Below are 13,258 nucleotides of genomic sequence, written 5' to 3'. Positions count from 1 at the left end.
CCCCCCCCCCKCCCCCCCCCCCCCCGGCCCCGCCCCCCCCCCCCCCGSCCCCCCCCCCCCCCTGCGCACGAAAACGTTTCCACTGATTTCAGCAAACCGTCATCCCTTCGCCACGCCAGTACCATATTGCGCAGCAGCATGCGCCCACGGGCGACCCATGCTAAAAATCGCCCGCCCATCGCTTAGATCGATCCAAGCCGACATTGCGATGGCCGGGAGTTGGGGGAGCAGCAACAGGACGTACCAGGCCACGCGCACGGTGCTACTGCCACTGCATGGCGATAGCGACAATGTCACTTCAAATTAGATCGATTCAAGTTGTCCGTGCCACGTCACCGGATCAATCCAGGAGAGAGGGAGAGATGGGAATGAAGCATTCAACACGTACGCATGGCCAGGACGCATTGTCGCTGGCCATCGCGCTGGCCCTGGCCGCCGCCGTCGTTCCGGCCGGCGCCGCCGCGCAGCAGGCAACCACCACCGGCTCGCAGGAAGCCACCAACCTGGACAGCGTCCAGGTCACTGGCTACCGCTACGCCATCGAAAAGAGCCTTGAGCAGAAGCGCGACGCCAATGCCGTGGTCGAAGTGATCACCGCCGAGGACGTCGGCAAGTTCCCCGACAAGAACGTGGCCGACGCACTGCAGCGCGTGCCCGGCGTGATCATCACCCGCAGCGGTGGCGAGGGTAAGAACGTCAGCGTGCGCGGCCTGGCCTCGGACCTGACCCTGACCCAGTTGAACGGCAACTACGTCGCCACCTCGGAAACCAATGACGAGGCCTCGCGTTCGTTCAACTACACCCTGCTGCCATCGAACATGCTGTCGGCAGCCGAGCTGTACAAGACGCCGGAAGCACGCATCGACGAAGGCGGCATCGGCGGCACCGTGATCCTGCGCACCCGCCGTCCGCTGGACATGGAAGCCAACTCCGGCTTCGCCTCGATCGAAGGCACCTCGTCGGACACCAGCAGTGGTGTCGACCCGCAGGCATCGGCAATGTACTCCTGGCACAGCAAGGACGAGCGCTTCGGCCTGCTGATCGGTGCGACCAAGCAGGTCCGCACCAACCGCAGCATGGAAGTCAGTACCGAAGACTGGCAGTGGTACAGCGACCGTGTCGATGCCAACGGCGGCGTCATCCACGACTACGTCTGGAACGCCGCGGGCCGCACGCGCAATCCGGCCGTCGACGTGTACGGCAACGCCTTGCCGGACGCCTCCCAGTTCTGGGGCCGCTCGGGCATCTACAACCAGAATGGAGGCCACTACTCCGGCTTCTTCATGCCGACGTCGGTCAACTTCGCCGTGCGTGACGAGCGCCGCGAGCGCACCGGCGGCCAGCTGACGTTCCAGTTCAAGCCGCTCGACAACGTCACGATGACGGCGAACTACTTCCGCTTCGAACTGCAGGGCAACTACACCCAGAACATGCTGAAGGTTCCGGAATGGAATCTGGCGCGCGTGGCCGGCGACGGCAACTGGGAAGGTGGCCGCATGCTCAACGGCTTCACCATGGACCCCAGCGGCACCATCGTGACCGGTGCGCAGTACCAGATGCAGCCGGGCCGCAACTACATCTGCAGCGAAGACCAGGCCGCCGCCGCCGGCCTGCGCCCAGGCGGCTGGGGCCCGGATGACTGCACCATCCCCACCCCGCAGCTGACCGGCACCTACAGCAAGGAAAAGGCGCTGTCGCAGACCGCGGACCTGACCATCGACTGGGACATCAGCCCGTTGTGGAAGGCCAGCTTCGCCGGTGGCCGGACGTGGTCCGAAGGCGGCCCGTCGATGAACTTCCGCATGTCGGCCAAGCCGCGCCGCCAGGTCAACGGCCAGTGGCAGGCCGGCAACACCTACAGCGCGTGGGACCTGACCGGCACGCCGTCGGTGAACTTCTCGCCCGACCTGCAGCAGCAGCTGATGAACGGCATCGCCGAAGTTGACACCGGCTCGACCGACTCGTCGTGGAAGCGCACCGAGGTCAAGCAGAACCACTTCCAGGCTGACGTCACCAAGCTGTTCGAGGCCGGCTGGCTGGATTCGATCCAGTTCGGCGCCAAGTACAGCGATGGCAAGGTCCACCGCAATACCGGCAACACCTACTGGGTCTGCCAGGGGGCCGACCCGAGCGACTACAGCAAGCGCTACCAGGCGGGTTGTGATTCGACCGCCGGCATCGCCCAGCCCGGCTTCTTCCTGTCGAAGCCGATGGACAACATCGCCGGTGGGTTCAACGCCAATGTGTTCCCGGGCATCAACTACCCGGCCTACATCGACTACCTGAACAACCGCTACGGCAGCGTACAGAACCGTACCGAAGACGATTTCGTCTACGACGTGCAGGAAAAGGTGTACTCGGGCTACTTCCAGGCCAACTTCCGCACCGAGCGCCTGCGCGGCAACATCGGCGTGCGCGTGGCACGGACCAAGCAGCACGCCGCCTCCAGCGATTCGGTCGAACGCTTCAACGACTATTTCGCCGACAACGCCGCCGGCTCGCCGCTGGCCTGCACCGATCCGACGGCAGCTGCCCTGCTCGGCTCCAACAGCGGCTATGGCTGCGAAAGCGGTTTCGTGCGCTTGCCGGATGCACTGGCCCGCGCCAAGACCTACGAACTGTCCTCGCTGGAAAAGACCTACACCGATATCCTGCCGAGCTTCAACATCGCCTGGGACATCACCGATTCGCTGGTGCTGCGCGGTGCTGCGTCGAAGGTCATCGCCCGCCCCAGCTACACCAACATCGCCTACCCGGGCGGCCTGAGCTACTACTCCGATGAGTACAGCAACGACCGTCGCGTGGCCGGTGGTGCCACCAACCCCGGCTGGTACGGCTCGGGCAGCAACAAGGAGCTGGAACCGTTCAAGGCCACCCAGTACGACCTGAGCCTGGAGTGGTACTTCAAGCCGGGTGCAGTGGCGGGTGTGGGTGTGTTCCGCAAGGACGTCAAGAACTTCACCGTGCCGGTGGTGCGCGACCAGCAGATGAACGTCGGCGGCCAGAACGTGACCGTGCAGAAGTACGAGACCCAGGCCAACGGCCGTGACGGCGTGTCGCAGGGCGTGGAAATCTACGGCCAGTACACCCTGGACTTCGGTCTCGGCTTCCAGGCCAACTACACCTACAACGACACCAACATGGCCTCGGTGGAGATCAACGGCGAACAGATCGGTTCCTCGCCGCTGGTGGGCAGTGCCAAGAACCAGGCCAACTTCACCATGTTCTACGAGAACGAGAAGTTCCTGGCACGCGCCTCGTACAACCGTCGCGGCGTGGTGGTCGGTGGCCTCAACAACGGCTTCAGCTCTTACTCCGAGCCGTACGACCAGCTGGATCTGAACGCCGCGTACAACATCCGCGAGGACCTGGCACTGACCGCTTCGGTGCTCAATGTCACCAAGTCCGAGCAGCGCGTGCACCTGGGCAACGACACCAAGGCGCGCCTGCTGTCCAACACCTACTCGGGCCGCCAGTACTACGTCGGCCTGACCTGGAAGTTCTAAGGCCCGACCGGGCTTGCCGGGTCCTGCCCGGCATTGCCCCGCCCCGCCACGCGCGGGGCCATTCCTCCACGGCAGCCGCGCTGGTACAGGTGGCTGCCGTTTTCATGGGTGCGTTGTCATTCAGTCCAGCGCTTGACCCTGCCATCGTTGGAAGGTGCACACTGGTCCCATCCCAAGAGCATCGAAGGAGCTACAGATGGAATTCCATGTCGACGGCATGACCTGCGGCGGCTGCGCACGCAGCGTGACCCGCGCGATCCAGCAGGTCGATCCGAACGCCAGCGTGGTGGCCGACCCGCCGACCGGCCTGGTCAAGGTGCAGACCACCGCCTCGCAGGAACAGGTGTTCGCCGCGGTGAACGATGCCGGTTTCCCGCCGCGCACGGCCTGAGTCCCTGCCCGGCCTCCACAACGAAGCCCGCCCCGTGCACTGACATGGGGCGGGCTTTCTTGTTCCTGCGATATCGATTCAATGCTTCTGCGCGCGCCGCCGCACCGCGCCGGTCTTCGCGGCAACGACCGGCACCGGAGCCTCATCGTCTTCGCCCAGCCGCTCCAGGATCGGGCATTCCGGGCGCTCATCACCCGCACAGCAGCTGATCAACGACTTCAGCGTGTCGGCCATCTGCCGCATGCTCTCGATGCGCTGCTCCAGATCGACGATGTGCTGTTCGGCCAGGCGCTTGACGTCGGCACTGTGGCGCGAGGTGTCGTTCCACAGGCCCAGCAGGTCGGTGATCTCGGCAACCTGGAAGCCGAGATCACGTGCGCGACGGATGAAGCGCAGACGGTGGATGTCCGCCTGCGAGTACGCGCGGTAACCCGACTCGGTGCGATCGGCCGCGGGAATCAGGCCGATCTGTTCGTAGTAGCGGATCATCTTCGCCGATACGCTGGAGGCTTTGGCGGCTTCACCGATGTTCATGCGGATCTCCTTCAATGGGTCGCTGCGGGGGCATCCGCCATCGGTGGCTGGAAGCGGCGCAGGCGCAGCGCGTTGCCCAGCACGAACACGCTGGACAGCGCCATTGCACCGGCCGCGAACACCGGCGACAGCAGCACGCCCCAGATCGGGTACAGCACGCCGGCCGCCACCGGGATCAACGCGGTGTTGTACGCGAAGGCCCAGAACAGGTTCTGCCGGATGTTGCCCAGCGTTGCCTTCGACAGCGCGATGGCATTCGGCACGCCCTGCAGGTTGCCGGACATCAGCACCACGTCGGCCGACTCCACCGCGATATCGGTACCAGTGCCGATGGCCAGGCCGACGTCGGCCTCGGCCAGCGCCGGTGCATCGTTGATGCCGTCGCCGACAAACGCGACCTGGCCATGCGCGGCCTTCAGCCGTCGCACCGCTTCAACCTTGCCTTCCGGCAGTACCTCGGCCACCACCTCATCGATGCCCAGCTGCCGCGCGATCGCCTGCGCGGTACCGGCATTGTCGCCGGTGATCATCGCCACCTTCAGGCCGAGCTGATGCAGCGCCGCGATAGCGACCGGCGTGCTGGGCTTGATCGGGTCGGACACCGCGATGATCGCGGCCAGGCGGCCGTCGATGGCGGCATACAGCGGCGACTTGCCCTGCGTTCCAAGCTGGCTGGCCAGTGCAGCGAACGGGCCGATGTCCACACCGAGCTCACGCATGAAACGATCAGCGCCAACCTCCACGCGCGCGCCATCGACGCTGGCACGTACGCCCATGCCGGTGACCGATTCGAAATCGGCCATCGCCGGCAACGCGATGCCCTGCTCGGTAGCCGCATCGACGATGGCGCGGGCGATCGGATGCTCCGAGCGTGACTCCACCGCTGCCACCATCGCCAGCACCGCGTTGCGATCGAAGCCGGCAGCAATCTCCAGATCGGTCAGGCGCGGGCGGCCCTCGGTCAGCGTGCCGGTCTTGTCCACCGCTACCACCTGCGCGTCCTTCAACAACTGGAGCGCCTCGCCCTTGCGGAACAACACACCCATCTCCGCGCCGCGACCGGTACCGACCATGATCGAGGTCGGCGTGGCCAGGCCCATCGCGCACGGGCAGGCAATGATCAGCACCGCCACCGCATTGACCAGCGCGAAGCTCAGCGCCGGTGACGGGCCGAAGATCAACCAGACCAGGAAGGTCGCCAGCGCAGCCAGCATCACCGCCGGCACGAACCACAACGTGACCTTGTCGACCACCGCCTGGATCGGCAGCTTCGAGCCCTGCGCCTGTTCGACCATGCGGATGATCTGCGCCAGCATGGTCTGCGCGCCCACCGCCGTGGCACGCACCGTCAGTGCGCCCTTCTGGTTGACCGTACCGCCCACCACACCGCTGCCCGGCTGCTTCTCGACCGGAATCGGCTCGCCGCTGATCATCGACTCGTCGATGTAGCTGCGGCCTTCGACCACCTCGCCGTCGACCGGCACGCGCTCGCCCGGCCGCACTTCCACCACGTCGCCGCTCTGCACTTCATTGACCGGGATGTCGACAGTGCGGCCGTCACGGATCACGTGCGCGACCTTGGCCTGCAGGTTGACGAGGCGCTTGATCGCCTCGGAGGTGCGACCCTTGGCCCGGGCTTCAAGGAAGCGGCCGAGCAGGATCAGCGCAACGATCACCGCAGCCGCTTCGTAGTAGACGTTCACCGTGCCCGGCGGCAACAACCGCGGTGCAAAGGTCGCCACCACCGAGTAACCGAACGCTGCGGCGGTACCCACCGCCACCAGCGAGTTCATGTCCGGTGCCAGCCGCAGCAATGCCGGAAAACCCTTCTGGTAGAAACGGCGGCCGGGAATGGCCAGCACCAGCAGGGTCAGTACGAACTGCAGGTACCAGCTGGTCTGCATGCCGACGGTGGCCATCACCCATTCGTGCATGCCGGGAATCAGGTGCGAACCCATCTCCAGCACGAACACCGGCAGTGCCAGCGCAGACGCCACGATCAGGTCGCGTTTCAGGTCGGCGCGCTCGGCATCCTTCTTTTCAGCGGCCTCATCATCGGACTGCACACCGGCCTCGATCGGGCGGGCCGCATAGCCAACCTTGTCGACGGCCGCCACCAAGGCGGCCGCATCAGCCACGCCGCGCACGGTGGCACGCTCGGTGGCCAGGTTGACGCTGGCCTGGCTGACCCCGGGCACCGCCAACAGCGCGCGCTCGACGCGACCGACACAGGAGGCACAGGTCATGCCTTCCACCGCCAGCTCGATGGTGGCGGCGGGTACGTCGTAACCCACCCGCTCCACCGCCTGGATCAGCGCGGCCCGATCGACCGGGCCTGACGGGCGGATATCCGCGCGCTCTGTAGCCAGATTCACCGAGACACTGCCCACGCCTTCGACCTTGGACAGTGCTGCTTCGACCCTGCCGACACAGCTGGCGCAGGTCATGCCCTCGATGGGCAGGCTGATGGTGGAGGGGCTGGCGGAGACAGCAGAGGCGCGCGGCGTGCTCATGATCGGATTCCCGGGATTCCTTCTGGATGCGGACAGGCTAAACCTTGCCATCGTGGGAAGGTCAAATCCAGCCACCCCGTCCAGCCGGTAGCGCCGGGCCATGCCCGGCGTACCGCCCGCAATCCGCCTCAGAAGGTGAACACGTACTCCAGCGCGAACTCACGGCCCACCGCGCCCAGCAGGCGGGTCGGGGCGAAGTCGTAGTCCAGCTTGTACGGATCCTTGTGGTTCCAGCTGGCCGAGTTGAACGCGTTGTTGACGTACAGGTTGACCTTGGCGTGCTCGGTCACCTGGTAGCCGACGTTGAAGTTCCAGGTGATGAACGGCCCGACCCGGCCGAAGTAGCGTGCGGTCTGTTGGCCTGCATTCGGGTTCGGGTTGGGCGAGCCGTCCGGACGCGTTGCCGGCTCCAGGCAGTTCAACGACGGGCTGTCGCTGGGCACGTACCCATCAGCAAACGGCAGGCAGCCGCCGGGATTGTCCAGGCGGTCGGTACCCCAGTGATAACGCACGCCCGGCACCGAACCAATGCGGTCGGCATAGACGTTGGCGTTCCAGTGGCCGCGTTGCCAGGCCAGGCTTGCGCGCAGCTTGCTGCGCAGGTCGCGGTCACGTCGTTCCGGGTTCGGATCGTTGGCGTAGCGCTGTTCCTTGGTCGAGATCTGGTTGGTGTAGTTCACCCCCAGCTGGAAGCTGCCCCACTGCGCGGTGTCCAGCCGATAGCGTGCGGTCAGGTCGATGCCACGCACCTCACGGCTTGCCAGGTTGAACGGGCCGCGCTCGATCGATACCAGGCGGCCGTTGCTGTCACGGTTCACGCGGGCCAGGATGCCGGCGCAGTACTCGCCACCGGCCGGATTGGCCCACGGCGTACCGTCCATGTTCTTGCCGGTCAGGCAGCCGGCTTCACTGGCAAGCACCTCGTCGGCGCCGACGTCGACGATCATGTCTTCCAGCTTGATCGCCCAGTAGTCGGCGCTGACCGACAGGTTCGGCATCACGTCCCAGACGAAACCAACCGTCCACGAATCACCGGTTTCCGAACGCAGCAACGGCGTGCCACGCCGGTTCACGTCGAACGTGTACCAGACGTCGGTGTTGCCCACGCCGCAGTTGTTGACCAGGTAAGCACCGCTCTGGATGCAGCGCAGGCGGTCATAGGTCTGCACTTCGGAGCTGCTCGGCTGGCCCAGCAGGTAGTGCATGTCCGGCGCATGGAAGCTGGTGGCATACGAGCCACGCACCAGCAGCGATTCCACCGGGCGCCATTCCAGGCCGACGTTCCAGGTGGTCTCCTTCTGGCTGCCGATGTTCAGCGCTTCGCTGCTGTCGTCGGCCTTGTAGTTGCCATAGCGGTCGTAGCGCGCGGCCGCGGTGGCGGTCACGCTCTCCAGCAGCGGGATCTTGAACTCGACGCCGGCCGAATAGCGGGTGCGCTCGCCACCACCACGGTCGACGTTCTGCAGATCGAAGTCGATGCCGGCGCGCGGATCAGGGCTGAGGTGATAGCCCTGCTGCGCGACTTCGGCTACGGCGGCAAACGAGATCGGGCCGGCCCAGCCCTGGAACAGCTCGCCAGTGATATCCGCGGACGCCTGATTGACCCAGGAGGTCGCGCGGTTCTTCGCCACCGTACCCATCTGCCAGTACTGGTCCGGCGTCAGCGGATTCCACCAGCGCGATTCGTTCAACGCGTAGATCGCCTCACCGTCGGCGGTGGTGCCCAGACGCGGGCCGAGGAAGTAGTCGTACGACTTCTGCTTGTCGACCACGTTCTGCCGCTCTTCCACGCGGTAGTACGAACGCCCTACCGTTGCGCTCCAGTCGAAGCGGTCGGCGAGGCGCCCGCGCAGGCCGGCGCTCCAGTCCCAGGACAGTTCGCGGTTGGTGTTGCGCAGCGTATCCAGGCCGCCGACCTCGTTCGGCGTGAACTGGCGCACGCCGAGGATCGGCCGGTTGCGGTTGGCATCCCAGTAGTAGCCGTTGTCATCGTCGATCAGCGACACGCCGGGCGGATTGGTGCCCCAGATCGCTTCGGAGCGGTACACCGCCAGATTGGTCCAGGCCTGCAGGTCGTTGCTGAAGTCGAAGGTGGCATACAGGTTGCCGGACACGTTCTCGGCACCGCCGGTGAGCAGCCAGTTGGCGTAGTCGGCGCTCATGCCGCACAGGCGGCCGGTGTTGGTGATGGTGTTGGCGGCGTAGTTGTAGACCAGCCGGTCGGCGGTGTAGTACTCGCCGTTGAATTTCTCGCAGGTGCCGGCCGGTGGCGCCAGGCGCTGGCCGTTGCTCGGATCGATCAGCGCCAGGCCGGCAGTGGGACGGAAGCCGACCCTGCGTTGTTCCATGTTCCAGGACGGGTACGGCGCATCATCGGCATCGTCCATCTGCGGGCGGTCACGGCCGAACAGCGGGTCACGCTTGGTGTACTGCAGCGCGTAGGTCACGCTCCAGTTGTCGCCGGTCTTGCCGCCGGCCCAGGACAGATCCCAGGTATCGCGACCGCCTTCGGTGGAGGTGCCACCGCGTACGCGCACTTCATCACCGTCGTAGTTGGTTTTCAGGATGACGTTGACCACGCCGGCGATCGCATCCGAGCCATAGATGGCCGAGGCGCCACCGGTCAGCACTTCGATGCGTTCCACCGCCGCGGCAGGAATGTTGCCGTAGTTGGAGAAGTTGGTCTCGCCGCCGTACGGCAGCGGGTAGTCGGCCACACGACGACCATTGACCAGCAGCAGCGAGCGGTTCGGCCCCATGCCGCGCAGGTTCAGGCCGCTGGCACTGGGCGTGTGCGAGCCCCACTGCGAGGCGGCTTCAACGGTGCCGGTGGCCTCGGTGAGCGTCTTCAGCGCGTCGTACACGCTGACAAAGCCTTCCTTCTGGATCTGCGCGGCGGTGATCACGTTGACCGGGGCCGGGCCCTCGACGCTGGCGCGCTTGATGCGCGAACCGGTGACGGTGACCGCGTCGAGATCCTTGGTGGACGAACTGGCGGTTTCCTGCGCGCTGGCCGCCAGGGGCAACAGGGCCAGGACCAAGGCCTGGGACAGCAGGTGACGACGCTTGCGGACGATCTGAGCCATGGGTGGTTGCTCTTCGAAAGTGTGGACGCACGGACGGGTGGTGGCGCGGCACTACGGCTGATCCGGGCGCCTGGATCGGTTCAAGACCGTCGCAGCGCCCTCCCCTGTGGATCGATCCAAACTAAAGCACAGCTGAACTACGCGCGGCATGCGGCGGCGCAGCAACACCCGGCGGAATGCCGCTAACGGCCTTCGCCAGCCATGACAATCAAAGAGTTGCGTGATATCGCTGAGAGAACAGCGCACGAAGTGGTGACACGATTGCGACAAACGCGCGCGGAACGGTTTTGTCCGTGATGCCGCGTACGGCCGAAAGCGGGTCGTTGTAGAGCCGAGCCCGGGCTCGGCTGCTGTTGTTMGCCGCGAAGAGCAGCCGAGCGTGGGCTCGGCTCTACAGCAGAAGCGGGTTTTACCTTGCGCCCTCCAGCGCCTGCCGCAGCGCGGCTACGGTGGCAGTGGCGGTCTGGCTCCAGTCCGGGTCCAACCCTCGCAAAGCCGGGTTCTGGAACTGCATGGCCGAGCGCCGCAGGCCCTTGGCCGAGGCGTGCAATTCGGTACAGCCGGTCTGCCGTGCAACGGTTGCGATGTTGCCCGGGGCCAACCCGGCGCCCGCCATCACACTGATGCGGCCCGCCGCTTGTGTGACCAGACCCGCCAGCACATCGGCACCGGCCTCGGCGCTGACCTGGCCGCCCGAGGTCAGCACGCGCTGGCAACCCAGCCCGATCACCTGCTCCAGCGCGGCCGGCAGATCGCGGGCGGCATCGAAGGCACGGTGGAAGGTCACCTGCAACGGCCCGGCAGCCTGCACCAGCTCGCGGCACAGCGGCACGTCGATGTTGCCCTGCACATCCAGCGCACCGATTACCACGCCATCGCAGCCCAGCGCGCGGCACTGCGCGATGTCACGCAGCATCAGTTCGGTTTCCAGCCCGTCGTAGTGGAAATCACCCGGGCGTGGCCGTATCAGAACAAACAACGGAATCGACAGGCGTTCGCGGGCAATCGCGATGCTGGCGAATGACGGTGTGGTGCCGCCCTCGGCCAGGTTGTCGAACAACTCTATGCGGTCGGCGCCGCCGGCCTGCGCGGCCAGCGCCGACGCCAGCGAGTTGCTGGCGATCTCCAGGGTCCGCCGCGTGCTCACGCCTGGGTGCTCGTGTAGATCGATGGCGAATCACGCAGGTCATCCTGGCGCTGCGCATCGCACACGGCGTAGACGAAGCCGCGATGCAACGCGTAGGCACCCACCTCGCCCTGCTTGTTCATGGCCAGGAAGCACACCTGCAGCGTCCTGCTCGCTTCGGGGCGCTTGCGCACCACGCGATCGATCGCTTCGCGGCAGGCCTGCGCCGGCGAGCGGCCCTGGCGCATCAGCTCGACTACCAGGAACGAGGCGGCGTTGCGGATCATCTCCTCACCCACGCCCGAAGCAGTGGCCGCGCCCACTTCGTTGTCGACGTACAGGCCGGCACCGATGATCGGGCTGTCGCCGACGCGACCGTGCAGTTTCCAGGCCATGCCGCTGGTGGTGCAGGCACCGGCCAGATGGCCCTTGGCATCCAGCGCCAGCATGCCGATGGTGTCGTGGTTGTCGCTGTTGCCGGGAATACCGCGGCGCTCGGCGTTGATCTGCGGCTGGTACTTCTCGGTCTTCAGCCACTCGCGCCATGCCGCTTCGGCCTGCGGCGTGAGCAGGTGCTTGCGCTCGAAACCCTGCTGCACCGCGAACTGCTGTGCACCCTCGCCCACCAGCAGCACGTGCGGGCTGTTCTCCATCACTTTGCGGGCCACCGACACCGGATGCAGGATGTCGACCAGCGCGGCCACTGCACCACAGCGGCCATCGCCGTCCATGATGCTCGCGTCCAGGCTCAGCACGCCGTCGCGATCCGGGTTGCCGCAATGGCCGACAGTGGGGTTGCACAGCTCGCTCTCGGCCCAGCGTGCACCCGCTTCAACCGCATCCAGCGCGCTGCCGCCCTGCGCCAGCACCTTCCATGCAGCCTGGTTGGCCGGTACGCCGAAGTCCCAGGTGGAAACCACCTTGGCTCCCCCCTGCGTGCGAGCATGCACGCCCGGCAATGCTGCCATGCCTGCAGCCAGTGCTCCGGCCTGCAGGAACTGCCTGCGATCCACCATCTTCCCCTCCCAGTCTGCAATGCATGGCCGGCCCGATGCCGGCCCTGCCGATCAGTCGTGCATGGGCTGCCGTGCGGCGTGCCAGACCGCAGCGCCCAGCACCCCCAGCTGGCCATGCTCCACGCGCCATACCGGCACCTGGCGCAGCACCTCGGTCAACACGCCCTTGTTGAGGAAGCGATCTCGGAAGCGCCCATCGGCCAGGAAATCCTGCACATGCGCGGAGATGCCGCCGGCCAGGTACACCGAGCGTGCGCCGACGGCGATCGCCGCGTCACCGGCCAGGCTGCCCAGCCAGGCGCAGAACACCTGCAGCGTCTCCACCGCCAGTGCATCCTCGCCGCTGCGCGCGGCGCCGATCAGTGCCTCGGTGCTGGTCCACGCCGGGGTGACGCCGCGCAGTTCGCAGAGGCATGGATACAGGTTCATCAGGCCACTGCCGGACAGCACGCGCTCGTTGTCCACGTGCGGCCAGCGCTGCAGCAGCTTGCCCAGCACCTGCAGTTCCAGCGTGTTGCCGGCGCCGAGCGCGGCATGGCCGATCTCGCTGGCCAGCACCGGGCGCTCGCCATCGGCAAAGCGCAGTGCGGCGCCCAGGCCGGTACCCGCGCCCAGCACCAGCGCCGGGAAGGCCTGGGCCGGATCGGCGTCGCCGTTCAGCGGCACCAGCGTCTCGGGCTGCAGGTACGGGATGGCCAGCGCCACGGCTTCGAAATCATTGATCAGCTGCAGCTCATGCAGCCCGGACTGCGCGCGGGTGGCCGACAGCGAAACCGTCCACGGCAGGTTCGAGTTGATCAGCACATCGCCATCAAGCAGGCCGGCGATGGCGACCACCGCGGTCTGCACCGGCTGGCCAAGGCCTGCGGTGAAATCGGCCAGGATCGCCGCGAGGCTGGGATGCTCGGCACAGGCGTAGGTGCGATGGCTGCCCAGCAGCGGCGCCTGGCCGGGTTGGGTTTCTGCCAGCGCGAGGCGGGCAAAGGTGCCGCCGACATCGGCAACGACCAGATGGCGCGGAAGACCGCCGCGGGCGGAGTCGGAGGAAACCGGGGACGCTGCTGCGATGGTCACGCTGGCCTGCTT

General features: G+C 66.4%; 8 protein-coding genes. 2 read left to right on the top strand and 6 right to left on the bottom strand.

All coding sequences use genetic code 11. The features are described 5' to 3' along the window. Positions 1–362: 362 nt before the first annotated feature. Both D7T59_RS05925 and D7T59_RS05920 read left to right on the top strand, forming a co-directional pair. A complete protein-coding gene (locus D7T59_RS05925; RefSeq protein WP_180851463.1) occupies positions 363–3,506 on the top strand; it encodes a TonB-dependent receptor in 3,144 nt (1,047 codons plus the stop codon). 196 nt (positions 3,507–3,702) lie between these two features. Next, on the top strand, positions 3,703–3,897 hold the full coding sequence (locus D7T59_RS05920; RefSeq protein WP_180851464.1) for a heavy-metal-associated domain-containing protein: 195 nt from the start codon (positions 3,703–3,705) through the stop codon (positions 3,895–3,897). 78 nt (positions 3,898–3,975) lie between these two features. Here D7T59_RS05920 and cueR read toward each other — a convergent pair whose 3' ends face one another. The 6 genes from cueR to D7T59_RS05890 all read right to left on the bottom strand — a co-directional run bounded on the left by cueR (position 3,976) and on the right by D7T59_RS05890 (position 13,246). Then, entirely contained in the window at positions 3,976–4,431 is a 456-nt protein-coding gene (gene cueR, locus D7T59_RS05915) for a Cu(I)-responsive transcriptional regulator (RefSeq protein WP_180851465.1), read from the bottom strand. An 11-nt stretch (positions 4,432–4,442) separates the two neighbouring features. After that, entirely contained in the window at positions 4,443–6,944 is a 2,502-nt protein-coding gene (locus D7T59_RS05910) for a heavy metal translocating P-type ATPase (protein WP_180851466.1), read from the bottom strand. A 128-nt stretch (positions 6,945–7,072) separates the two neighbouring features. Next, positions 7,073–10,030 (bottom strand): TonB-dependent receptor plug domain-containing protein, encoded by a 2,958-nt coding sequence (locus D7T59_RS05905; protein ID WP_180851467.1) that lies wholly within the window; start codon positions 10,028–10,030, stop codon positions 7,073–7,075. Between the two features lie 409 nt (positions 10,031–10,439). Next, complete coding sequence (locus D7T59_RS05900) at positions 10,440–11,177, bottom strand: copper homeostasis protein CutC (RefSeq protein ID WP_180851468.1); 738 nt, start codon at positions 11,175–11,177, stop codon at positions 10,440–10,442. Further along, positions 11,174–12,172, bottom strand: coding sequence for a glycosylasparaginase (locus D7T59_RS05895; protein WP_180851469.1), 999 nt, complete (start codon positions 12,170–12,172; stop codon positions 11,174–11,176). Before D7T59_RS05895 ends, D7T59_RS05900 begins: the two co-directional genes overlap by 4 nt. A 51-nt stretch (positions 12,173–12,223) precedes the next feature. After that, on the bottom strand, positions 12,224–13,246 hold the full coding sequence (locus D7T59_RS05890; protein WP_180851470.1) for a glucokinase: 1,023 nt from the start codon (positions 13,244–13,246) through the stop codon (positions 12,224–12,226). Positions 13,247–13,258: the final 12 nt, after the last annotated feature.

The organism is Stenotrophomonas maltophilia (assembly GCF_013464915.1).
Classification (GTDB): domain Bacteria; phylum Pseudomonadota; class Gammaproteobacteria; order Xanthomonadales; family Xanthomonadaceae; genus Stenotrophomonas; species Stenotrophomonas maltophilia_AT.
This window is presented reverse-complemented; position numbering and strand designations above follow the sequence as displayed.